Source organism: Floridaenema flaviceps BLCC-F50 (assembly GCF_041929275.2).
Classification (GTDB): domain Bacteria; phylum Cyanobacteriota; class Cyanobacteriia; order Cyanobacteriales; family Aerosakkonemataceae; genus Floridanema; species Floridanema flaviceps.
In genome coordinates, this window is sequence record NZ_JBHFNR020000001.1 from 798,976 (window position 1) to 824,322 (window position 25,347).

The following is a 25,347-nucleotide window of genomic DNA, read 5'->3' on the forward strand; positions in this document are numbered from 1 at the left end:
CCTCCTTTGGGAATAATAATCTTGAACAGTTGATGAGTTATGGATATGGAAGCGATCAATATTAGCACCAAGATTCCTGGCTATCGCATTACCGAGCAATTGTACACAGGTGCGAAAACTTTGGTATATCGAGCAGTTAGGGAATTAGACGAGCAACCTGTAGTTATCAAACTACTCAAACAGGAATATCCCAGCTTTAGAGAATTGTTGCAATTTCGGAATCAGTACGCGATCGCGAAAAATCTTGATTTACCAGGAGTGATCCGCTGCTACTGCTTAGAAAATTACCGCAATAGTTATCTCCTAATTATGGAGGATTTTGGCGGCATTTCTTTAAAAGAATATTTAGCAAATAAAACTTTTGATTTAGCAGAGTTTTTTGCGATCGCTTTCCAAATAGTCACCGCTTTAGATGGACTCTACAGCCAACGAATTATACACAAAGATATCAAACCTGCAAATATTGTTATTAATCCCATTACCAAACAAGTTAAACTCATTGACTTTAGTATCGCTTCCCTACTTAAGAGAGAAACGCAGGAAATCAAAGGTACTAAAATTTTTGAAGGTACTCTAGCCTATATTTCCCCAGAACAAACTGGAAGAATGAATAGGGGAATTGATTATCGCACAGATTTTTATTCTCTGGGAGTGACTTTTTACGAATTACTAACTGGGAGACTGCCTTTTCCCACTAACGATCCAATGGAATTGGTACATTCTCACCTTACCAAACAACCGATCGCCGTCCACTGTTTAAATCCTACCATTCCCTTAGTATTATCAAAAATCATTGATAAGCTGATGGCAAAAAATGCCGAAGATCGTTATCAAAGTGCCTTGGGAATTAAACATGATTTAGAAATTTGTTTAAATCAATGGCAAGAAACCGGAAATATTCAATTATTTGAGTTAGGTAAACGGGACATTTGCGATCGCTTTGTCATTTCCGAAAAACTTTATGGTCGTCAAACAGAAATTAACACATTATTAGATGCGTTCGATCGCGTCAGTCAAGGTAGTAGCGAACTCATACTTGTGGCGGGATTTTCTGGTATTGGTAAAACCGCAGTTGTCAACGAAGTTCACAAACCAATTGTCCGACAAAGAGGCTATTTTATCAAAGGAAAATTTGACCAATTTGGGCGAAACATTCCCTTTTCCGCCTTTGTCCAAGCTTTCCGAGATTTAATGGAACAATTGCTCAGTGAAAGTGATGAACAACTCCAACAATGGCAGAGAAAAATTTTAGCCGCTTTGGGAGAAAACGGTCAAGTAATTATCGAAGTTATTCCCGAACTTGAACAAATTATCGGTCATCAACCAGCAGTTCCCGAACTTTTTGGCGAAGCAGCGCAAAATCGATTTAATCTCCTGTTTCAAAAGTTTATTCAAGTCTTCGCAAATCAAGAACACCCCCTGACAATTTTTATTGATGACTTGCAGTGGACAGACTCCGCTTCCTTGAAATTAATCCAATTATTGATGAGCGAAACTGATGCTGGTTATTTGTTATTAATTGGCGCTTATCGAGATAACGAAGTTAGTCCCACACATCCATTAATTTTAACTTTAGAGAAACTGCAAAAATTGGGAGCAACTGTCAACACAATTACTCTGCCGCCTTTAGCTTTATTAGACTTAAATCAATTAATTGCTGACACCCTAAATTGTCCATTAGACCTGGTATTTCCACTCACTGAATTAGTGTATAAAAAAACCAAAGGGAATCCATTTTTCAGCAATCAATTCATCAAATATTTACATGAAGAACAGGTTATTAGCTTTAATTTTGAGCTTGGCTACTGGCAATGTGACATGGCCCAAGTCAAGACATTAGCGCCAACAGATGATATTGTGGAATTCATGGGACAACAACTGCAAAAATTGCCCAAAAATACCCAAAATGCCCTGAAACTTGCCGCTTGTATTGGCAACGAATTTGATTTGCATACCTTAGCGATCGTCGCCCAAAAAACCTCCACAGAAATCGCCAATGATTTATGGTTAGCATTACAAGAAGGATTGATAATTCCTAAAAATGAAGTTTACAAGTTTTTCCAACAAAATGAATTAGAAAAAGTCAATTCTCCATTAATATGTGATTTAAACGATCTGGCTGCTTACAAATTTTTGCATGACCGAGTACAACAAGCCGCCTATTTTCTGATTCCTCAAGCCGAGAAAAATTCCACCCACCAACAAATAGGCAAATTGCTTTTACAAAATACCCCTGGAGAAAAAAGGGAAGAAAATATTTTTGAAATTGTTAACCATCTCAACGTCTGTGCTGAAGAAATTACAATTGCATCAGAAAAAGCAGAATTAATTCAACTCAATCGCATTGCTGGGCGCAAAGCAAAATTAGCTACAGCTTATGAACTTGCTGCTAAATATTTGAATGTCGCTTTAAATTTGCTGAGTGAGGATTGCTGGGAAACAGAATATGAGCAAGCGATTAATGTTTATTTAGAAGCGATCGAAGCCGAGTACCTAAACGCTAACTTTAAAAAAGCCGAATTTTTAGCCCAAATTGCGCTTAAATGTGCCAACAATGGACTAGATCAAGTTAAAGTTTATGCCAAGCAATTATTGCTTTTAATCACCCAAAATCGGCTGGCTGAAGTATTACCAACAGCGACAACAGCTTTACAAATTTTAGGAGTTGAATTACCAGAAAATCCCGATGCACCATCTACCTTTGTCAGCCAACTTCAAGAACAAATGAGCATTCAGGGAATTCAGCAAATTGAGGATTTATCTCGCTTAGATTTAATGACCGATCCCAACAAGTTAGAAGCAATGCGAATTTTAATGATTTTGTTTGCTCCAGTCTTGATTGGCTATCCTCATTTGATGCCACTTTTAGGGTTTAAAATGGTGGATTTGTGCGTAAAATATGGCAATTCACCCTTAGCAACCTTTGCTTATGTTTTCTATGGTTGGTTACTTTGTGGAGTTTTAGGAGATATTAAAGCGGGATATCAATTTGGGCAATTAGGCGTGAATTTATTGTCCCAATTTAGTGTCAGCGAAATTAATTGTCGGACAGAAGAAGTATTTTATGGATTTGTCAAACATTGGCAAGATCCTTTAGTGACAACTCTCGATCCTTTGCTCAAATCATTTCAAGTGGGAATAGATGTAGGAGATTTAGAATATGCAGGTTATAGTGCAACTATTTACTGCCACAATCTCTTTTTCGTCGGTCAACCTTTGGATTATGTAACTCAGGAACAAGAGAAATATATCAATGTAATGCGGAAGAATAAACAAGAATTTCTGATTCATCACACCAGTATTATTCGCCAATTAGGGTTACAATTCCAAGGAAAATCGCCAGCAAAATATCAACTGATAGGCGAAAGTTTTGATGAAATAACTATGATACCAGAGTTGATTGCCAAGAAAACGGTAATGTCAATCTTTTCGGTGTATAACTGCAAAGCCATACTTTGTTATTTCTTAAAAGACTTTCAGCAAGCTTTGTCAAATGCGCGATCGGCAAATGAATATGTCATAGCAGTTGGCGGGATGGATGTTTTTGCTGAACACTACTTTTACTATTCCCTTGCCTTACTAGCTTGTGCCAATACAGCAACAGAAGATACCCGCAACGCCTATTTAGAACAAGTCAACGCCAATCAAGAAAAAATGCAAATTTGGGCGAATCATGCGCCAATGAACTATCAACATAAATATGATTTAATCGCCGCCGAAAATCTGCGAGTTTTGGGAAGAAGTTGGCAAGCAGCCGAATTATACGATCGAGCAATTCAAGGCGCTAAACAAAACAATTATCTCCAAGAAGAAGCTTTAGCTAATGAACTCGCCGCCGAATTTTATTTAAGTCAAGGTAGAGATAAGTTGGCTCAAGTTTATCTAGTCGATGCTTACTATACTTATGAACGTTGGGGAGCCAAAATCAAAGTTCAGGATTTAAAACAACGTTATTCCCAACTACTTACTTCAATTATTGAACCAGAAATCCGTTACTTTCAGTCAATGCAAGCCACTCTAGGCAACCGAGAATTTCTCGAAAATACTGATACCAACATATCCGTGTCTCAGGAAACTTCTAGTAATTCTGAGGCGCTAGATTTACTTGATTTAGCAGCAGTAATTAAAGCATCACAAGCTTTGTCTGGGGAAATTCAAATCGATCAATTACTGGCTAAATTGATGCAAGTAGTGATGGAAAATGCAGGCGCAGATCGCGGAATGTTAATCCTTAACCGTGAGGGAAATTTAGAAATTGTAGCTCGCTGTTTTGGTTCGCGGGATTTCCAGCGGTTAAGTGTACCTGTAGAATCAAGTACAGAGGTTCCTTTGCCTGTAATCAATTTCGTTAAACGTACCCAAGAAACTCTGCTAATTAACGATGCGATAATTCCTACTTCCTTTGCCACCGATGCTTATTTCGTTGCCAATCAACCCAAGAGTTTTTTGTGTACTCCAATACTCAATCAGGGCAAATTAATTGGTATACTTTATTTAGAAAATAATGTTACTTGTGGAGCCTTTACGAGCGATCGCTTAGAAGTCCTCCAGCTACTCTCTTCTCAAGCCGCCATCTCTTTGGAAAACGCCATTCTTTACAGTACCTTAGAACAAAAAGTAGTAGAACGCACCCAAGAACTTTCTCAAGCTTTAGAAGATTTGAAAGCAACTCAAAAAAGGCTTGTAGAATCAGAAAAAATGGCAGCTTTAGGTAGCTTAGTAGCGGGAGTAGCACATGAAATTAACACACCAGTTGGCACCAGCATTACCGTAGCTTCTACCTTAGCTGATGCTACACAAACATTTAAAAATGCTGTGGAACAAGGAGAATTAAAGCGATCGACTCTCAACAACTATTTGGAGGTAGCAAGCGAAAGTACAAACTTGATTTTACATAATCTCCAACGTGCCGGAGAATTAATTCAAAGCTTCAAACAAGTAGCTGTGGATCAAGCTAATTTAGAAAAGCGCACTTTTGGCGTAAAATCTTATTTAGAAGAAGTCTTACTTAGCCTTGCACCTCAATTCAAACAAGCTGGTCATATCCTAACAATAGAAGGTGATGAAACTATCACCATTGACAGTTATCCAGGTGCGTTGGCACAAATTGTCACCAATTTAGTAGTAAACTCCCTCACCCACGCCTATCAACCCGGAGAGAGCGGAAATTTGCAATTAGAAATTTACCAACAAAATCAAGAGGTAATCATTCAGTACAGTGATGATGGTTGTGGTATTCTTCAAGAAAATTTGGATAAAATATTCAATCCATTTTTTACTACAGCAAGAAATCAAGGAGGTAGCGGTTTAGGGTTACACATAGTTCACAACTTAGTTACCCAAAAACTTCAAGGAACGATCGATGTTAGTAGCGAACCTGGTTCGGGAACTCTATTTATAATGAAATTCCCTGTTTAGGAAGCAGGGGAACTCAAAGGAGCCAAAAATTCCTTAACTCAAAATTAAAAACTCAGTGTTGGCAATTCATGAATTGCCCTACAAATCTCCAAACTATATTTCGTTTATTGTTGAGGATAAGTCGATGATTATGGATAATAACAACCAACTTCTATTAGATGATGAGAATGACGATTTTTTGATAGTAGAAGATGACACTGATTTAATCGATGGGGAAGTTAACGCTTGGAAAGTGGCGATCGTAGATGACGATCCGACTGTCCACCAAGCGACAAAGTTAGCCTTAAAAAACTTTGCTTTTGAGAATAAATCCTTGAATTTTCTCTGTGCATACTCCGGTTCGGAAGCAAAGCAATTAATTGGGGAAAATCCTGATATTGCTTTCATTTTGCTAGATGTGGTTATGGAAACCAACGATGCAGGATTACAGGTGGTGCGGTATATCCGAGAGGAACTGAACAATCAAAACATTCAAATTATTTTACGCACAGGTCAACCAGGGGAAGCGCCAGAAGAATCGGTGATTATTGCTTACAAAATCAACGACTATAAACTTAAAACTGAACTAACCCGACAAAAACTGATTACTGCTGTGGTTTCAGCTTTACGTGCATACCAAAATGCGATCGACCTAGAAACACAAGCTAACAACTTAGCTCAAGCTTTACATACTTTAGAAAAAACTCAACTTCAGCTAATTCAAAGCGAAAAAATGTCTACTTTGGGTCATCTTGTCACTGGGATTGCTTACGAAATTAATAATCCTTTGGGATGGATTTCCGGTAACTTGAGTTTGCTCGAAGAATCAGTAACAAATTTATTGCACCTAGTTGAATTGCAGGAGCAACAATGTCCTAGCATTTGCGCCGATATTAAATCAAAAATCGAGGAAATTGACCTAGAATACCTCCATAATGACTTACCTAAACTGATTAGCTCAACCAAGGAAGGAATCTATCGCTTGCGCCACTTAAGTAGCTGTTTAACCACCTTTTCCAAAACTGATAATGGTGCTACTACAGTTAATATTCATGAATGTATCGACAGCACTCTGCTGATTCTGAAACATCGCTTGAGGGCAAACAACTATCATCCAGCAATTGAAGTATTGAAAGAATATGGCAATATACCTTTGGTTGAATGCTTCCCCGGAGAATTAAATCAAGTATTGATGAATCTGCTCAACAATGCTATTGATGCAGTGAAAGAATCTAATCGAGGACGCAGTTTCGCAGATATTCAAGCAAATCCCAATCGCATTACCATTCAGACAGCTATTAAGCATGAAACACACATTGTCATTCGCATTCAAGATAACGGTGTGGGGATGTCCGAAGTAGTTAAACAACAAGCTTGTGAACCATTTTTTACCACCAAACCTGCCCAAGGAGCTAGGGGATTAGGATTAGCGATCGTTCGTCAAATTGTAGTCGAAAAACATGGCGGCAGCATAGAAGTAATCTCATCCCCAGGAGAAGGTTCTGAGTTTGCGATCGTTCTGCCTTCTTCAGCATCAGACGATCGCACATCTGCTCCCCGACTTTGACCTTCCCGAATAACTTGATTTGGCTGATCTTTCCCGTTAAAAACATCAAATCTCGCCTCCAAGATTTTGATATTGCCACATACGCGCTCTATATCGCAGGTGCATTAATTCCCGCAACTTGGTACATTTAAGCACGGAGATTTCGGCGTTGCGCGATCGCCTGCGAATAATTATCCGATCGGCGCACCCAACAAAAAATCATTAATTTTAACAGTAGCGAAATACTTAGAAGATCCAGGAATTATTTTCGCACCAGTCATAAAGTAGATATTATCGATCGACTCGGTTAATTGGCAGAAACTTAGTTCTCAAACCCTCATATTATACTTGAGCTTGCTATTAACAAAACCATGTAAATTGCTGAGCTAACTATCTGCTAAATCACAGGAAAAACCTTTTTTAGATATTTTTAATAATATGCCTGTGGTCGGAAATAAACCTATAAATAGGAAGATGAATAACATATTCCTTTAAAATATTTCAATTTAATGATCTATATAAGTGAAGAGGTAAATAAATAGACCTGATAGATAGCCTAAACATATAGATATCAATTTATTAGGCGGTCAGGAGTTTAAAATGGCTATTTCACAAGCAGCAATTGACAATAAATTAATCATTGGTACACCTGCACCCGATTCTATTGCCGGATTAGAAAATACAGACACAATTTTAGGCGCAGAAAGCGCAGATATTCTAATTGCTAATCAAGACTTAGATATGATCAATGGCAACCAAGGCAGCGACACAATTAGAGGCAGTCAAAGTGCCGAAATGTTGCGTGGGGGTCAGAATAATGATTTTATTACTGGTGACAACGGTCAGGATACTATATTAGGTGATTTAGGTAGCGACACTCTCATTGGCGATCGAGGAGACGACGTAATATATGGTGCTCCTTATGAAGATGTAGACTTTGCCGGAGATGGCAAAGACTTCCTATACGGAGGACAAGGAAAAGATACCTTATTTGGGGGTGCTGACAACGATTTAGTCGCTGGCAACGAAGAATCAGATATACTTTATGGTAACAAAGGTAACGACACAATTTACGGCGGACAAAGCAACGATACCATATACGGTGGTCAAGAAAATGACCAACTTTTTGGCGACAAAGCTAACGATGTTCTTTGGGGAGATTTAGGCGCAGATACCTTAACTGGTGGGATTGGCGATGATGTATTTGTAATTGGTAGACGCAACGATGTAGATGGTTTTCAGAGTACAGGTGGAAGTACGATCGCACAAGCTGATGTGATTACAGATTTTGGTAAAGGTTTAGATTTAATCGCCTTAACAGGTGAGCTAACTTTTGATAACTTAAATATTGTCCAAGGTACTGGAGAAAACGCAGCTAATACCTTAATTCAAGATAAATCTACAGGTCAGTATTTAGCCAACCTACAAGGAGTTGACCTCAACACAATTACTAAAGCTGACTTCACTTACTCAACTATTAGCATCAATAACTACTTATCATTTGCTCAGCCAACATATAGCGTTACAGAAGAAGGTACGCCTGGGCTCGCTGTTACCATCAATCGTACAGGCGAAATTAATCAAGCAGTCAGCGCTACATTATTTACCAGCGACGGCACTGCCAAATCACCAACTGACTACAATGGCAACCCAATTGCCGTTGATTTTGCCCCCGGACAAACCAGCAGAACTGTTACTATTCCCATAGTTGGAGATAACATAGCCGAAGGTCAAGAAACATTTGATTTAAGTTTAGGTTTCCCCTTCAACGGTGCCACAGTTGAACAACCTCAAAAAGCTACCGTGACCATTGTAGATAATGATAATGGTGGCGGAAATAATAATAATGGTGGTTCTAATGGCGGTGGTGTATCAGCAGCAGAAGCAGGAACTATTCAATTTAGCAGCCCCACCTTTGCTGTTAACGAAGATGGCACACCAGTAGCATCAGTAACAGTGAATCGCAATGGTAATAGTAACGGTGCCGTAAGTGCCAAGCTGTTAATAAATGGTGGTACTGCCATTGGTGGATCGTCACCCTTAGCCTCACCCGTAGATTATGACAACAGCTTTATCACAGTGGAATGGGAAGATGGAGATAATACTCCTAAAACGATCGATATTCCCATCACTGATGACGCACTAACTGAAGGTAATGAAACTGTTAATTTGACCTTGTGTGATTGTACAGGTGGCGCAACAATTGGCAAACAAGATACTACCGTCCTCACCATTGTTGATAATGAAGGTGTATCCTCCTCAACATTAAACCCAGAAATTGATTTGTTCGTTGGCGGAACAGGGATTCCTGATAATACAGGAAGCGTTGATTTTGGTAGCGCTGCGGTTGGTGATGACCTAACTAAAACCTTCACAATTCAAAATACCAGCCCCACTGATACTCTGAACATTAATAGTTGGGAAATACCCGATGGTTATTGTTTAGTAGGAAATGTCCCTGGTAGTGTCGATCCTAATAGTAAAGCCACCTTTACCTTATCAGTTGATACAACAAAAGCAGGTAATCGCCAAGGGGTAATATCAATCAATAACAATGACCGAAATGAAAGTCCTTTTAACTTCGCTGTTAAGGCTGCAATCGGTGATAATACTACCCCCAGCCCAACAGAAAGCGCAATTCAAATCTTTAATGATGGTAGCGAAGTTAGTGATGATAGTACTAGTGCGATCGACTTTGGTACAGTTAATCTCGGTGGAACTCTCAGCCACACTTTCACCATTAAAAATACCAGCAGTCAAAAAGCACTCACTTTAAGCGATTTAACCTTACCCGATGGATTCAGTTTAGTCGGAACATTTCCTAACAGCATTGCACCCAACACCGAAAAAACTATCACCATTAATGTGGACACTTCCACTGTTGCTAATCCTCAAGGCACTTTAAGTTTTAAAACCAGCGATAGTAGCGACAACCCCTTTAATTTCAACATTCAAGCCACAGTTAACCAAGGAACTTCTTCCCCTTCCCCTCAAGGCGGCGAAATTGAAGTGTTAGACAATGGTGTTGACATCAGCGATGGTAGTTCTAACCCCCTTGACTTTGGTACAGCTAAAGTGGGCGACAATCTCAGCAAAACCTTCACGATTAAAAATACCAGCACTCAAGGAACACTCACTTTAAGCGATTTGAGTTTACCCAGTGGATTCACTTTAGTCGGGAATCTTCCTAACAGCATTGCACCCAACAGCGAAAAAACTATCACCATTAATGTAGACACTTCCACTGTTGCTAAACCTGACGGTACTTTAAGTTTTAAAACTAGCGACAGTGACGAAAACCCCTTTAATTTCAACATTAAAGCCACAGTTAACCAAGGAACTTCTTCCCCTTCCTCTCAAGGCGGCGAAATTGAAGTTCTAGATCAAGGGATTTTTAATCTCACGGATGGTAGTCCTATTCCCGTTGACTTTGGTACAGCTAAAGTGGGTGACAATCTCAGCAAAATCTTCACTATTAAAAATACCAGCACTCAAGGAACACTCACTTTAAGCGATTTGAGTTTACCCAGTGGATTCAGTTTAGCTGGAACTTTTCCTGACAGTATTGCACCCAATAGCGAAAAAACTATCACCATTAATGTGGACACTTCCAAAGTTGCTAATCCTGATGGTACTTTAAGTTTTAAAACTAGCGACAGTGACGAAAACCCCTTCAATTTTGGCATTAAAGCCACAGTTAACGAAGCAACTTCTTCTAATGGAGGTGGCACAATTGAAGTTTTAGATGGGGGTTCGGAAATTACCGATGGTAGTACTAACGTCTTCGACTTGGGAATTGTTGATGTTGGGCAAAGCCTGTCAAAAACCTTTACCATCAAAAATGTTAGTAATAGTCAAGATCTGGTTTTAAGTAACTTGACTTTACCTGATGGATTTAACTTACAAGGTGATTTTCCTAGTACGATCGCACCCAATAGCACAGCTACTTTCAGCATTAATGTAAACACAACAACAGTCACTGATTTGCAAGGAACTCTCTCATTTAAGACTAACGATCCAAACCAAAATCCCTTTGATTTTGTCATTGGTGCTACAGTAAGAAATCCTGCTGCACCCGTAGAAATATTGGGCAGTGAAGGTCGAGATAGAATCCAAGGAGATGATAACGGTGTTGATATTATCACTCCTCGTGGTGGTGCAGATATTATTACTTGGACAAATGTTCCACCCCAAGGTATTACCGACCAAATCATCGGTTTTGCACCTAATGAAGACAAACTGCAATTTGCTGTTGCCAACTTCGGAGGTATTTCTAGTATTACCCCAGTAACTGTTACTCAATTGTCAGCTGATGGTACAAATATTAGCGGCAAAAACCTGGTTCTCTTTGACAACAGTCTCTCATTTTCCGATATTGCTGCTGTGGATTCAGCATTAGCAGCACAAAATGGTAGTTCGGGTTCCGCAACTTACTTTGTATACTCTGCTAGTGGAGTTCAGTATTTAGGTTTCGATCCAATTGCCAATCAAACTGGTGATGCAACAAACATTGTTAAATTGGATGCAGCACCAACAGCAGAAAGTTTTAGTTTCTTCAACTAAGCAAGTTCGATAGAGTGTTATATAGATCCCCGACTTCTTGGAGAAGTCGGGGATCTCGCTTAAGTTTAATTTGTGTTATATAGATCCCCGACTTCTTGGAGAAGTCGGGGATCTCGCTTAAGTTTAATTTTCTACTTTACGACTGCGACAAACTCCCATAATAATTTGATCTTGCTCACCAAAACTGATATTGATAATTTCTCCGGTTTTTGTGACAATAGTAGCTTGTGTAGGAGAAACAGTAGTAAACAAACCACCAGTTTCATAAGCGCTTCTTTCTGCTTCCGCACGCTGTCTACCAATAAGTTGTTGCCAACCACCTAAACGCGGATTTTTATCATTTTTCCTCGCAGTACAAGCTAACAATTCTTCTTGACTTTGCTCGGTATTTGTTCTATTAGATGGATCTGTCTGAGCATAGCCAGGAAGAACGAGACTATTTAAACTAATAGCAATTGCGGTGATGATGACTGTTCTCATATCCAACTTGGGGTTTGGGTGAATTAAACTAACGATCGCATTTAAGGTAGCATTGTTCCTAGTTACTGAGAAATAGGTACGTTGTTGCGCTTGGGCGCTCTTATTACCGCCCAAGCGCAACTACGTACTAAAAGCCGGAGGTTAAAATGTCTACTATCTTTACTGAAATTCCTGTTATTGATTTTGCTCCTTTTATTAATGAAGATGCCAGTAAGAAAAAATTAATTGCTAACCAAGTTTATCAAGCTTGTCAAGAAATAGGCTTTATGTATATCAAAAATCCAGGCATATCCAAAAATTTAATTCAGCAAATTTTTAGAGAAGCGAAAAAGTTTTTTGCTTTACCAATAGAAGTTAAAAGCAAATTAGCTTGGTCAGATGAATTTAGTAATAGAGGTTATGTTGGCGTAGAAAGAGAAAGCCTCAATCCTGAACAACCAGGAGATTTAAAAGAAGCTTTTAATGTGGGCAAAGAAGATAATTCAACTAACTTAAATTTAGAACAAAAGAACTCTAGTTTAACTTGTAATCGCTGGCCTACGGGAGATGAAAATTTTCGAGAAACAGTGTTAAAATTTTATCAAGCTTGTACAGAAACAGCGAACATTATTTTAGAAGCATTTGCGATCGCCCTGCAACAACCAACAAACTTCTTCACAAATACCCACACAGACCAAAACCACACCCTACGCTTACTGCATTATCCACCTTTACAACAAACACCAAAACCCGGACAAGTAAGAGCAGGCGAACATTCAGATTATGGCAGCATTACCTTATTATTTCAAAATGAAATTGGCGGATTAGAAGTTTGTACAACCGCAGGAAAATGGATTGCTGCACCGACAATTCCAGATACAATTTTAGTGAACACAGGTGACTTAATGCAGCGATGGACAAATCACGTTTTTTGTTCTACCAAACATCGAGTAATGATTCCTGAAGATGAGAAAAAAGCGGTTTCTCGTTATTCTATTGCTTTTTTCTGCCATCCAAATGATGATACCCTAATTGAAGCTATTTCGAGTTGTGTAAGGGAGGATTTTCCGCAACTTTATCCCCCCATCTCGGCTGGTGATTATTTGCTTAGTCGATTGCAAGCAACCTACTGATTTTAGATTTTCGATTTTAGATTTTAGATAAAACTCTGAAAATCTAAAATCTGAGATCACAGCACCAAGAGGCGGAGCCTGGAGTTTCTCGTTCCCCGGTTGAACCTGGGAACGAGGTGAAAAGAGGTTCTACCTCCATTGCTGCCAGATCTGAGAAAATCCAAAATCTAAAATTAATTTAGCTGTTAACAATATGTTCGATCGCATCTGGATGAGTGGGCAATTCACCAGTAATTACCTCACAACCAGAATCCGTAACTAACACATCGTTTTCAATGCGAATTCCCCGCACATCAGAGAATTGCGCCAAGCGATCCCAGTCTACAAACTCTTGGAAAGATTCTCTGCGATCGGGATAATTCAAAAGTGAAGGAACTTGATAGAAACCTGGTTCAATACTTACCAACATTCCCGCTTGCAAAGGACGATCCAAACGGAGGAATTTTAAGCCAAAGCGATCGCTTCTTGTCCGCCCCAACTCATACCCCGACAAATCGCCCAAATCCTCCATATCATGAACATCTAAACCAATTAAATGCCCAATACCATGAGGGAAAAATGCCGCATGAACATCATTTTCCACCAACTCTTCCACATCCCCTTTCAGGATGCCCAACTGTACCAACCCGTAGGTGAGAGTTGTCGCCGCCTGAAGATGAATATCCTTATATTCCACCCCTGGCGCAATTTTAGCGATACAGGCATCATGGGCCGATCGCACCACCTCATAAATATCACGTTGCGTCGGTGAAAACTTGCCCGAAACAGGCCAAGTGCGCGTCACATCAGAAGCCCACCCCAGCGCCGTTTCCGCACCCACATCCGCCAGCAACAAATCCCCCGGATTTATCGCCCGGTAATGCTGTTCGTTGTGCAGCACTTCCCCATGAACCGTGACAATGCTGTTATAAGCACAAGTCATCTGCTGGGCTAAAATCACATTTTCCATTGCCGCCCGTACTTGGGCCTCAAACTTAGCGTGACGAGTCGCCGCCATTCCTGCCCGATGCGCCTGTACCGTACAAGCAGCCGCCTTGCGTAACTCAGCAATAGCAGCAGCATCATGACAAAGGCGTAGTTGGACGATCGCATAAGCTAATTCCCAGTCAATCCAACTTAAGGAACTAGCCGAATACAGCCAACGATGCAGCATATTTGACTGTTGCTGTTGCAGGTAAACATCCTGAACTGGAATTGTAGCGCTACTGTATGCCCTCGACCACAATTCTGACATTGGGAAAGCAATATTTGCCCCAATCAGTTCAGCAACTTCTTCCCTGAGTAACTGTTTCCCATGCCACAGTTCATCATCTAAACTGGGGTCATCCATGTACAGTTCCAGCGTCCCTGGTGGTTCCATACGAATCGCCACATTTTCCAGAGGTATGCCAGCAAAGTAAAGAAAATGGCTGCTGGCGCGAAAAGGTAGCTGATTTCCCGGATAATTCCGAGAACTGCGAACCCCTGACCAGAGGACGACCGGAAAATTAATCATCTTAAAGAGTTTTTGCCGTCTTTTGCGAAGAGCATCAGCAAGGGAAACCCGGCTGCCATTAGTCTCCGCCAAAGAAGCTGTTTGTGTCAGCATAAAAGGAAAATTGTTAATTGACTCCGCTGGCCTTTCGATCGTGAGTTGCATTATCTGAACTAACCGTTCTGTAAAACTTACTCAAATTTACCAAAGTCGAACAGCGAAAGCGCGAACCAAGTAAATTCGATGTTTACTTCCTGCTTCATCGAATCCTTAACAGCGATGCTCTTAAGTTGATGTGACTCGTCGGGTAAGGATTGGGTATCACTACCCGCACCTCCCCTAAGAACCGGACTTGACAGTTTCCCATCATCCGGCTCAAGCCTTATTTCAAGCCTTTCAACTTGGGTTTTGAATGTACCTGTTTGTGGCACGCTGCGTGTAAGTGCTGTAGGTTGTCTGTGTCGTCTAGACCGCCTTTAGCTACAGGTACTATGTGGTGGGTTTCTACCTCTTCCCCATTGATTAATAGTTCACCGCAGATGGGACATTTCCAATTTTGGAGAAGGGCTACTTCGTAATATTTTGAGCCTTTCTCCCAGTATGATTTCCCGTTCTTTTGGTGACGTTTATCCCAATAATCTTTTAGGGACGGGTCATCTGGTGACGCGCTACCTTTAACCTTTATGTGCCTTTCAATGGGTGTTTTTGAGATAGGATATAGGGTGATTGTCACCTTTTTCCTACGGCGTTCGCTTTCGCAGGCGAACGTCCATTGATTATTTTGGATGGTCTTAAAGTAACGGTTTTTCACCCACTTTTTGCCTTTCTTGGGGTGTCTACGCTTTGCCCAATGCCAAAGGTATTGCCATACTCGGTGTGAGATATAGCTGAAGGTTTCTTTGCTAACTCCACCTTTGTAATAGTTAGCAAAACCCCTGAGAATCGGATTCAGTTTTCTGATGACTACTTCTTGTTCTTGACCATTCAGACGTTTGATTTCCTCTCCTATCCTTTTACAGAAAGCTAATACTTTCTTTTTGGATGGTTTGGTTAGCAGTTTACCGCTATAGTGTCTTAGATTAAAACCAAGGAAGTCGAAACCATCTTCCATTGACGTGATTAGCGTCTTCTCAGTGCTGAGTTCTAAGCCTCTTTCTCTCATCCATTGCTGAATCTGGATTTGTGCTTTTTCGAGACTTCCTTTGTCCCTAGCTGTAACTATGAAATCATCAGCGTATCTCACCACGCCAAGTTTCGGATTGGTGGATTTTATGTATGTTTCTAACCCATGCAATCCTATGTTGGCTAGGAGCGGGGATATTACCCCTCCTTGTGGTGTGCCAAGTTCTGTCGGGTTAATTTTCCCTTGGAACATGAATCCAGCTTTTAACCATTCTCTTATTAACTTTCTTTGTGGAAAGTGGCTAATACTGTCGAGAATGGCTTCGTGGGCAATGTTGTCGAAAAAACCTTTGATGTCAGCTTCTAGTACCCAGTTGTCTCTTCCTTTGCATACCCTGATGAAGGATTGTTCTATTGCATCTTGACAACTTCTACCGGGTCTGAAGCCATAGGAATTGTCTTCAAACATGGCTTCCCATTCGGGTTCTAGTGCGTTTTTCACTACTACTTGCATGACTCTATCTCTAATGGTTGGGATACCAAGAGGACGTTTTTTGCCGTTTGGTTTAGGAATCATAATTCGTCTTGTGGGACTGGGTTTTGTTCCTTTCCAATTACGTACAAATTTCACTCTTTGTGCGGGGGTGTTTATAACCTCCTTGTCAATCCCTGCCGTCTTTTTACCGTCATTGGTTTGAGTGATTTGTCTGACTGCTAACAGTAGGTTTGCGTAGCTTCTTAGCATTAACTTTTGTAGGCTTCGTAGCTTACGAAATAACCCAAGTTGTTTGGCACGAAAGATTCTTTGACGTAGATTTCTCACAGCTTTTCGGGCTTGTCGCCAATTAATTTGGCTCCAATCTTCTAGCTGTTTCTTTTGTCCGTTTACTGTCATTTTCATGGCGGTATCTAACTTGTCATCAGATTCGATTTCTTAGTCATTTCGTCTTTCGTATAAGACCCAGGTGAAGTCTGCTTTCCTTTCGGTCAGAGGCAAATTTTGAACCTCTATCTGATTCATTACAAATCAGCATTCGCTTTTTCACCCATCCTCTACCCTCCAGGGGTTTCTGTCATTGTTGCCTTTGACTTACTAGGGTTTTCGACCTTTCCCTAGACCTTGTAGGGTTTACCCTGTTGTATCGTCTAGTTTTCTTTTCTTTGTTAGGTGCTGTCTATACTGCGATGAGGTTTATTGTTCACACGGTTTAAGAATGTGGAAGTCTTTAGCCCCCTCATAGGAACCTTTCAGCCTTATTTGGTTCCTCGTTTGATGACGCAGCTTGTGACAGTTCACTTGCGTTCACCGTTCAAAGAAATCCCTCTTGCTCCTAACTATCTTAGGCTGATAGCTTCGGCTACTTTCGTGGTCTGCATTCCGGTTGTTTCGTTACCTACTAAACCGTGACCGGACTCTTTTAACAGTCTTTTACGTGAGGGTAGGAAGTGTGAAACTCCTAGAGGACAGGGTTCCTCATTCTAGATGACCAGTTCAGGTCGCGCTCCACAGGCAAACCCCGTCGAACTGACGGTTAAAGGATCATCAATTTCAGGATACCAGTGTTCTAAATTGGCACTGGCATTCAAAGTTTAACTTATGATTTTAACAATTTGCTATCTATTTGAAAACCTCATAAGTTATAGTAGTGCTTCGATGCTTGAGTTAGGTTTTTGTTTCAGATAAACTTCCTCAGAATAACAAAAGAGTTAAGTTTGAGAGTAGGACAAAAGAATGACTCTTCAGCCCAATGCTGCGAAAAACAGCATCAAGTTTAGTGATTGGTCAATTGTACAACTACCCGGATTGAGTGCCCAAGACTGCGCCCAACTCTCCGAATGTGGCATCAATACTACTGTGCAATTGTTGGTAAAAGCAAATACCTCGGAAAAAAAATTAGCCTTAGCTAGTCAATTACAGAAACCCGTACATCACGTCCAAAAATGGGTAGCATTAGCAGATTTAGCCCGGATTCCCAGCGTCGGTTGTCAATACTGCGGCTTACTGTTACACGCTGGCATCGCCTCCGTCAACCAACTAGCCCAAAGTTCCGCCCACAAAGTACATCAACAAATTTTAAAATTACAAGTTTCCACAATGCAGCGTCGTGACCTTTGTCCCCCTGTGGAAGAAGTTACTTGTTGGATTCAACAAGCGAAAACGATCGTTAGGTAGTTGGTAGTTGGTTGTGAATATTGTTTGAAAAACATCGCAAATGGTTGATTAACCTTATGCGCCAAGGTACTAGAAGAGATTTAATTTCCATTCAGTGTATCGTCCTGCTGTTCTTCAACTTCCAAATCTAGGGCAAATCTCAAAGCTTGCCTGATTCTGAGCATGACTTCATCGGGTAGTACACCCAGTTTTCTCTCAAGTCTCACAGTTGGAATAGAACCTAGACCTTGAACATTAACAACAGAGTCACGTTGTAAAAAGGATAATTTGGGCAGGGCAACTTCGTAAGAACTACCGCGATTTTGGGTAGTTACTGGTACATAAAGAACTAAAGCGCGAGGTGGGTTAGAATCAAAGCGAGATACGATCACAACAGGGCGTTGCTTTGCTACAAGCCCTAAATCAACCAGCCACACTTCACCAGGTTTCGGATTCATCAATTAAATCTAACACTTCTTGTTCTACAACTCTCGATCGCACCAAATCTAGCGCATCTTGGTCTGCTAATTCAATGAGTTCCGTTAGGTATTGCCGTACTTGCTGGGCAATATCAGGTTGCCATTGACGCAGTTTCATATCAAGTTCTTGAATTAAAGCATCCATGAAAAACTTTTCAGCGATGATGGTTGTCTAGTTCTATGTTAAGCTATATCATAGCAACCAGCACTTCAGCGGCAATAAAAGTTTCTTTAATTCCCCTATATCATGCAGTTTTTACTTAAAATTATACTGTCCGACGCACTCTATAAAGTGAAATTGGCTTGAAAGTTAAGTTTATTTTTCCAAGCTTCAACTGTATTTTCTGGAATAGGTTTTAAATCTGAAGCAATCTCAAAATACATATCCAGTCCACTGTGCAAAATTCTATTTGTGTTAATCAAAGGTTCCTGTTTGGGTGTACTTCCATTACCATTAACAAAATCACCCATTGCTTCAGTTCCATTAGCTAAACGATGAACTGTAGTTTCAGATCAAGTTCTTGAATTAAAGCATCCATGAAAACTTTTCAGCGATGATGAGTTATCAGGAAAATTCTTTGAGCAAATCTTCAACGAGTTGGGGAGAGACACGGAAATTTGTAGCTTGTAACAGTTGCTTCAAAGTCTCAGGAAAGTCAATCCATTTCCGCCTAGCTGCTTCACCCAAAATTCCTAACAAACCAGTAATTTTAATGCCAAGCTGTTGAGCAATTTGACGAGCCGCTAAATCATCAACAATAAGTAAATCAGCTTGTAGGGACTGAGCAAGAAAAATAGCAGCCTGTTCACCAGCCTGTAGACGTTGCAAAGGAGGATAATTACCTGGGGGAACTGGTCGAATTTCTAGCCATTGCGGAGGTTTAGCTATCCACTCTTGTAGTACAACTGGCGCACCTGTGGCTTGCATTTCGGCTTGGACAACATCGGGAATAATTAGAGTTGAGTAGAGGCGCGGTAATAGGTCAAGTTGGTTGATAAGTAGTAAGTAGAGAATAGGTGAAGTATCAGAAATGACAATCATCGGAAATGTTCACCCCTGCTCAAGCTGTTGAAGCGTTTGCAGGTCTTGCTGGAAGTCAATAATGCTGTAGTGAAGATAAGCTCCATGTTGTTTGAGGAAAGCATCGACTTCAAAACGGTTGAGGTTAAGAATACGTCCGACTTCAGCACTGGTCAAGTTTTGTGCTTTGTAAGCTTCCACAACCAGGATTTCTAGGATATGTTGGGAGAAGTTCTCTAAATCAGGTTTGAGTTTTTGGATGTATTCATCTGGAATATCAATGGTAATTTGCATCGGTAAGTTTTGGAATATGGCTTTGTTTACGAGTCTAACATTGGAGAATGAATAATACTTTACCCTTTTAACTGAGTCCATCAATCTAGAAACCCGATTTCTTCAATAAACCGAGTTTCTTTTTTTTCAAATAACAAAACCTAATTAAACCTAGATAACAATTCTTCACGGGATAACTGTAACAACAAAGCTGTTGAATCTGCGGGCGGTAAAGCTAACAAAGGCTCAATAATTCCCCTTAGTTCATCATCCAACTCTCCAAATTTTGCACGCAACAAATTTTCTACAAAAATTCGTTGTCCTTGGCGAACACCTTGCTCGATACCTTGCTCGATACCTTGCTCGATACCTTGCTGAGTAGCTTCAGCCAAACGTTGCTCATAAAGTGGTGACAAACGCATAATTAAATCCTGCTCCTCCGGCTCCAAATTTTGGCTTACTTCTAATATAGTCTTGAGGTTACTTAACAACTCCAACACCACAACCCGCAAAGGATCGTTTTCGGGAATTTTTGCCAAATCATCAATAGCTTCTTGCTGCACTCTCCCCTTACCTAAAAGGCGTAACCAAAGAGTTTCTTGAGTTTTTGGTAATTGATGAATTACCACAATACCCGCTTTCCAATGAATGGGGAAAAAATAAACTCCGCTGCCCCAGTTTTCTACATCAAGTGTAGCGCCAAAACCTGATAATAGAGCTTCTGATGCTGTAGGAGCAATTATCCAAAGAAAAGGTAAATCTGTCTCCTCAATACGAGTATTATTTCGTCTTGCTTGACGTTCCAAAAAAGCAAAAACATCAAACAATTTGCCCATACAGCTACGAACATCACCCAAATTCAGTAGGTAGATGTAAATAAAGTGAAACCAGGGCGGGCTCTCCTGCCCACCCCACAAGAAAGCTGTAATTCTTGTGGGGTGGGCAGGAGAGCCCGCCCCATCCTCATATAACTATTATCACTTTATTTATTTGCACCCACTTAATCGCATTCCGGTAAGGTTCAAAAATCGCCGCAGTAGCCGCCAAGCGTCCTAATAATCCCAACTGGGTAGTAGGTGCAATCTCCCCCTTGGGGGCAAACCAAACATCGATTTCTCGCACTTCACCCGCAATATTACGACTTGTTTCTACCTCGCCTAAAGGTGATAACAATTCTTTCAGATAATCTTTGGCAAATTGGTCATAGGGAAAAACAGTCATTCGATTAAATTAAAATTAACCTTTTGCTAAAACTCCATTTAAGAAAATGTCAGCAATACCTTCAGCCATTTCTTTCATTTCTTGGGGTGAGGTCTGGGGTTCCATTATTGTATTGTGGCTGAAACCTGCGATCGCAAACATTCCCACAAATACCTGTGCTACAATTCGCGGATTCATCTGGCGATAAATCCCTTTTTTCATCGCTGTTTCAAAGAATGCTTCTGCTACATTCGTCATTTTATCAATTACTTCGGACTGAACGCGATCGCGCAAATCTTCATGGAACTGCGCCTCCATAAAACAAACTCGCATTAAATCACCATTTTTATGGAAATTAAGCATTCGCCGTCGCATCACTTTTCCTACCGCTTCATAGCTTTCCATCTCACTTAATTCTGTTAGCAAATCTGTGAGAATTTCCACCCAACCTTGAGTCGCTACTTCAATTAAAATCGCCTTTTTATTGGGAAAATGCCTAAACACAGTTCCTTCAGCTACTCCCGCTGCCATAGCCAAGTCACGAGTCGTTGTGCCATCATATCCCTGACGAGCAAATAACTTTTGTGCCGCCTTAATAATTCGGTTGCGCGTCGCATCTTCTGACTGAGGCTGAGGATTTTTGTGCAAAATTCCCATAGTAGTAATTTGTGTATCTTAACTGAAGTGAAAACTGATTAAATATGGCTGAGTTCGATCTTCAGCAGGGAGATTTCCCTGATGGAAGTAAACTATCGAGAAGTATTAGCATTTCCAGCAGCTATAATTACCTAATATTAACCTGTTCTGACCCCGATTGCCCCTATTTCCTGAATCTGATTTAAATCAAACTTGGCAGATGTAAAACCAAGGTCTGCTCAGTAATTGCAGCTATTAGGATAAGATACTTTTTAACTATAAATATGAGCGATCGCACAAAACTTTACTTTTTTTTATGAAAAAACATCTTAACTCCATCTATCTTGCTGAAAAATTATGCTAACTATAAATTGGTAAAATCAATAAAAATGTGATTTTCTCATTTTCAGGTTTAAATTTTGAATTGCTGATGTTGTTACTGACACACAAAATCAGCATAATTACTAAATAGTCACCAAAAAAACATCCGTAGGGAAGCAATTATCAAACCAGCATCCCCACGTATTTGATCTGGGAAAACAATGTCTCTATCCTCTTTTATGCTTAGGCTCATCTCCTTTCTATGCGCGGTAATGCTATGGTGCTCAATAACACCAGGAAGCGCCCTAGCACTTACCCAAAACCCAGCAGCCACAGCTGATTCAATTAAGCCCTATCTAGATCGAGTCATGCAGCGCATCACCGAGTTTAAACTAGATAATGGCATGAAATTCATCGTCTTGGAAAGACACCAAGCACCAGTAGTTTCCTTTCTCACTTATGCTGATGTCGGTGGCGCAAATGAACCGGAAGGCAAAACTGGTGTGGCACACTTTTTAGAACATTTAGCTTTTAAAGGTACCACACGCATTGGCACCAAAGATTACCAAGCAGAAAAACCAATCTTGGACAAATTAGATAGTTTATGGCAACAAATTCAATCAGCGAAAGCCGCTGGTAAAGCAGAAGAAGTTACCAAACTACAAGCTGAATTTCAGAAAGTTGAAGCCCAAGCAGCTGAACTGGTCAAACAAAATGAACTAGGTCAAATAGTCGAAAAAGCTGGTGGTGTCGGTTTAAATGCTGCCACTTCTAGCGATGCTACTCGCTATTTTTATAGTTTCCCGGCTAATAAAGTAGAATTGTGGATGTCCCTGGAATCAGAAAGATTTTTAGATCCCGTCTTCCGCGAATTTTTTAAAGAGAAAGAAGTCATCCTAGAAGAACGCAGAATGCGGGTGGAAAATTCCCCCATTGGGATGATGATTGAAGCTTTTATCGATAAAGCTTACAAAGTGCATCCTTATCGTCGTCCAGTAATTGGTTACGATCGAGATTTGCGGAATTTAAGTAGGGAAGATGTAGCGCAATTTTTCCAGACTTACTATGTTCCGAGTAACCTGACATTGGCAGTAGTTGGCGATGTAAAAACCGCCGAAGTAAAGCGGCTTGCGGAAATTTATTTTGGGCGCTATCCTGCTAAACCTAAGCCAAAATATGATTTATCAGTTGAACCGAAACAAACAGAAACTAGGGAAGTAACTTTGCGCTTGCCGACTCAACCTTGGTACTTTGAAGGTTATCATCAACCCGCAATTAATCATCCTGATTATGTGATTTATCAGTTAATTGGTAGCATTCTCAGTGATGGACGTACTTCTCGTTTATATAAGTCTTTGGTGGAACAACAAAGAATTGCTCTGACGGCTCAAGGTTTTAGCGGTTTTCCAGATGATAAGTATCCAGCAATGATGCTGTTTTATGCTTTAACAGCACCAGGTCATTCTGTTGATGAAGTCGCCAAAGCTTTGCAAGTGGAAATTGATCGATTGAAAAGTGAACCTGTTTCGGCAATGGAATTGGAACGGGTAAAAACCCAGTATAGAGCAGATTTGTTGCGATCGCTAGATTCTAATTCCGGTATGGCTTCTTCATTAGTAGAATATGAAGTGAAAACAGGTAGTTGGAAAAATCTGTTTAAGGAGTTGGAAGCTATAGAAGCTGTGACTCCGGCTGATATTCAACGAGTAGCTAAAACAACTTTTGTGCCGGAAAATCGCACTATTGGTCGTCTGCTTCCGAAGGAGGGATAGAAATGATTGAACCGCAGAGACGCAGAGGACACAGAGGAAAATTTTTTATGTCTGGGAAAGGTTTAAAGAGTAAAAGAAAAGAGAGAGGTTTTTCTTTGTTGAGCATCCGTTATAAATGGTTGGCGGGAATTTTTGGTTTGGTAGTTGCTTTGGGTTTGGTAGTTGTTAATTTCGATTTTTCGGTAGCAGCAACTACAGCTAAACATTATACGGAATTGACTTTTCCGCCCTTGCCAGAAATTCAACTTCCGGCTTACACTCGCTGGCAATTAAATAATGGGATGATCGTCTATCTCATGGAAGATCACGAGTTACCTTTGGTGAGTGGATCTGCTACCGTTCGCACTGGCGATCGCTGGGAACCAGCTGATAAAGTTGGTTTAGCTGGAATCACTGGCGCAGTAATGCGGAGTGGGGGAACCAAAACACATCCACCCGATGAATTAAATCAATTGTTAGAACAACGTGCTGCTTCTGTAGAAACTTCGATCGGGGAAGTTTCTGGTAGTGCTAGCTTTAGCAGTTTAACTAAAGATTTGCCCGAAGTTTTTAGTTTGTTTGCGGAAGTTCTCCGGGAACCAGCTTTTCTCCAAGATAAATTGGAGTTGGCAAAAACTCAAGTTAAAGGTGATATTTCTCGGCGTAATGATGACCCAGATGACATCGCAGGTCGGGAATTTCAAAAACTCATGTATGGCGAAAGAAGCCCTTACGCCCGCACTGTAGAATATGCCACCGTTAATAATATTTCCCGTGCAGATTTGCAGAGTTTCTATCAACAATATTTCCATCCCAACAACATAATTTTAGGCGTTGTGGGAGATTTTGATAGCAAAGTCATGCGTCAATTGATTGAAAGCAAGTTCGGTGATTGGCAAAAAAATAATCAGCTGAAAGTTCCTCCTTTACCAGAAGTTTCCCAAGCAAAAACAGGCGGAATTTTCTTGGTTAATCAACCCCAAATGACCCAAAGTTATGTGCAAATGGGACATTTAGGTGGCGTATTTAAAAACCCTGATTATCCGGCGTTAGATGTGATGAGTGGGGTTTTGAATGGTTTTGGCGGGAGATTGTTTAACCAAGTGCGATCGCGCCAAGGTTTAGCTTACAGTGTTTATGGTTCCTGGAGCGCCCGCTTTGATTACCCAGGTGTCTTCGTCGCTGGCGGACAAACTCGTTCCGACGCTACCGTACCCTTCATTAAATCAATCCTCGCAGAAATTAAGCGTATCCAAGCCGAACCAGTCACCCCAGAAGAACTCGCCCTCGCCAAAGATTCTGTGTTAAATTCCTTCGTCTTTAACTTCCAAGACCCCGCCCAAACACTCTCCCGGTTGATTCGCTACGAGTATTACGGTCTACCCCCCCGACTTCCTCTTCCGCTATCGCCGCAACGTGGAAGCAACCACCGCAGCTGATGTTCAGCGTGTCGCCCAAAAATACCTTCAGCCAGAAAAGTTAGCCACTTTAGTAGTAGGTAATGCCGCCGCAATTCAACCTCCACTAACTACTTTAGCCGCAGAAGTTACCAACGTGGATATTACAATTCCACCGCCAACAACTGCTGCATCAAAACAATAAATTTGGAAAAATATCAAAGACTTTGGGAGAGGTTGATTTGAATCCTCTCCCTTTGTTTTTATTAGTAGAGGACTTACGCAAAGCCTCTATTTGTAGGGTGCGTTAGTGCTAACGTAACGCACCATCCCACCACCTGATAGCGTTACTGCGTAAGTCCTGTAGTAAGTAGGTAGATGTAAATAAAGTGAAAACTCTCGTCGGGCTCTCCTGCCCACCCC

At 40.7% G+C, this 25,347-nt stretch carries 17 protein-coding genes and 1 pseudogene; 7 read left to right on the forward strand and 11 right to left on the reverse strand.

Annotated elements, in window-relative coordinates; translation table 11 throughout:
* Window positions 1-45 precede the first annotated feature (45 nt).
* The 3 genes from ACE1CI_RS03810 to ACE1CI_RS03820 all read left to right on the forward strand — a co-directional run bounded on the left by ACE1CI_RS03810 (window position 46) and on the right by ACE1CI_RS03820 (window position 11,506).
* Window positions 46-5,418 (forward strand): trifunctional serine/threonine-protein kinase/ATP-binding protein/sensor histidine kinase, encoded by a 5,373-nt coding sequence (locus ACE1CI_RS03810; RefSeq protein WP_413266934.1) that lies wholly within the window; start codon window positions 46-48, stop codon window positions 5,416-5,418.
* Window positions 5,419-5,542: 124 nt separating this feature from the next.
* Window positions 5,543-6,964 carry a hybrid sensor histidine kinase/response regulator gene (locus ACE1CI_RS03815; protein ID WP_413266933.1) on the forward strand — a complete coding sequence of 474 codons (1,422 nt, stop codon included), beginning with the start codon at window positions 5,543-5,545 and terminating at the stop codon, window positions 6,962-6,964.
* Between the two features lie 579 nt (window positions 6,965-7,543).
* Window positions 7,544-11,506 (forward strand): choice-of-anchor D domain-containing protein, encoded by a 3,963-nt coding sequence (locus tag ACE1CI_RS03820; RefSeq protein WP_413266932.1) that lies wholly within the window; start codon window positions 7,544-7,546, stop codon window positions 11,504-11,506.
* Between the two features lie 123 nt (window positions 11,507-11,629).
* On the opposite strand, the gene ACE1CI_RS03825 is transcribed toward ACE1CI_RS03820, so the two are convergent.
* Window positions 11,630-12,100, reverse strand: a complete 471-nt coding sequence (locus ACE1CI_RS03825) for a hypothetical protein (RefSeq protein ID WP_496615220.1) — start codon at window positions 12,098-12,100, stop codon at window positions 11,630-11,632.
* Between the two features lie 32 nt (window positions 12,101-12,132).
* On the opposite strand from ACE1CI_RS03825, the gene ACE1CI_RS03830 reads away from it, so the two are divergent.
* On the forward strand, window positions 12,133-13,098 hold the full coding sequence (locus tag ACE1CI_RS03830) for an isopenicillin N synthase family dioxygenase (protein WP_413266930.1): 966 nt from the start codon (window positions 12,133-12,135) through the stop codon (window positions 13,096-13,098).
* A 178-nt stretch (window positions 13,099-13,276) separates the two neighbouring features.
* Here the strand turns inward: ACE1CI_RS03830 and ACE1CI_RS03835 are convergent, their stop codons facing one another.
* Complete coding sequence (locus tag ACE1CI_RS03835; RefSeq protein WP_413266929.1) at window positions 13,277-14,686, reverse strand: aminopeptidase P family protein; 1,410 nt, start codon at window positions 14,684-14,686, stop codon at window positions 13,277-13,279.
* Between the two features lie 268 nt (window positions 14,687-14,954).
* On the reverse strand, window positions 14,955-16,595 hold the full coding sequence (ltrA, locus tag ACE1CI_RS03840; RefSeq protein WP_496615221.1) for a group II intron reverse transcriptase/maturase: 1,641 nt from the start codon (window positions 16,593-16,595) through the stop codon (window positions 14,955-14,957).
* A gap of 831 nt (window positions 16,596-17,426) precedes the next feature.
* Between ltrA and ACE1CI_RS03845 the strand changes: the two genes are divergently transcribed.
* Window positions 17,427-17,867: a DUF4332 domain-containing protein gene (locus ACE1CI_RS03845; protein ID WP_413267446.1), complete on the forward strand. Its 441-nt coding sequence runs from the start codon at window positions 17,427-17,429 to the stop codon at window positions 17,865-17,867.
* Window positions 17,868-17,947: 80 nt separating this feature from the next.
* Here ACE1CI_RS03845 and ACE1CI_RS03850 read toward each other — a convergent pair whose 3' ends face one another.
* The 8 genes from ACE1CI_RS03850 to ACE1CI_RS03885 all read right to left on the reverse strand — a co-directional run bounded on the left by ACE1CI_RS03850 (window position 17,948) and on the right by ACE1CI_RS03885 (window position 21,476).
* Window positions 17,948-18,304: a type II toxin-antitoxin system PemK/MazF family toxin gene (locus ACE1CI_RS03850; RefSeq protein WP_413267445.1), complete on the reverse strand. Its 357-nt coding sequence runs from the start codon at window positions 18,302-18,304 to the stop codon at window positions 17,948-17,950.
* Entirely contained in the window at window positions 18,285-18,470 is a 186-nt protein-coding gene (locus ACE1CI_RS03855) for a hypothetical protein (protein WP_413267444.1), read from the reverse strand. Before ACE1CI_RS03855 ends, ACE1CI_RS03850 begins: the two co-directional genes overlap by 20 nt.
* A gap of 140 nt (window positions 18,471-18,610) precedes the next feature.
* Window positions 18,611-18,796, reverse strand: a complete 186-nt coding sequence (locus tag ACE1CI_RS03860) for a hypothetical protein (protein ID WP_413267443.1) — start codon at window positions 18,794-18,796, stop codon at window positions 18,611-18,613.
* A 94-nt stretch (window positions 18,797-18,890) separates the two neighbouring features.
* On the reverse strand, window positions 18,891-19,367 hold the full coding sequence (locus ACE1CI_RS03865) for a PIN domain-containing protein (protein WP_413267442.1): 477 nt from the start codon (window positions 19,365-19,367) through the stop codon (window positions 18,891-18,893).
* 9 nt (window positions 19,368-19,376) lie between these two features.
* A complete protein-coding gene (locus ACE1CI_RS03870) occupies window positions 19,377-19,640 on the reverse strand; it encodes a UPF0175 family protein (RefSeq protein ID WP_413267441.1) in 264 nt (87 codons plus the stop codon).
* Between the two features lie 140 nt (window positions 19,641-19,780).
* The gene (locus ACE1CI_RS03875) at window positions 19,781-20,455 is read right to left on the reverse strand and encodes an RpnC/YadD family protein (protein WP_496615222.1); all 675 of its coding nucleotides are present in this window, start codon (window positions 20,453-20,455) and stop codon (window positions 19,781-19,783) included.
* Between the two features lie 127 nt (window positions 20,456-20,582).
* Window positions 20,583-20,840, reverse strand: coding sequence for a hypothetical protein (locus tag ACE1CI_RS03880; protein ID WP_413268301.1), 258 nt, complete (start codon window positions 20,838-20,840; stop codon window positions 20,583-20,585).
* A gap of 15 nt (window positions 20,841-20,855) precedes the next feature.
* Window positions 20,856-21,476, reverse strand: coding sequence for a TetR family transcriptional regulator (locus ACE1CI_RS03885; protein WP_496615223.1), 621 nt, complete (start codon window positions 21,474-21,476; stop codon window positions 20,856-20,858).
* A 539-nt stretch (window positions 21,477-22,015) separates the two neighbouring features.
* Between ACE1CI_RS03885 and ACE1CI_RS03890 the strand changes: the two genes are divergently transcribed.
* Together ACE1CI_RS03890 and ACE1CI_RS03895 are read left to right on the forward strand one after the other, a co-directional pair.
* Entirely contained in the window at window positions 22,016-23,548 is a 1,533-nt protein-coding gene (locus tag ACE1CI_RS03890) for a M16 family metallopeptidase (protein ID WP_459564171.1), read from the forward strand.
* A gap of 47 nt (window positions 23,549-23,595) precedes the next feature.
* Window positions 23,596-25,129 (forward strand): annotated as a pseudogene (locus tag ACE1CI_RS03895) (M16 family metallopeptidase).
* Window positions 25,130-25,347 lie beyond the last annotated feature (218 nt).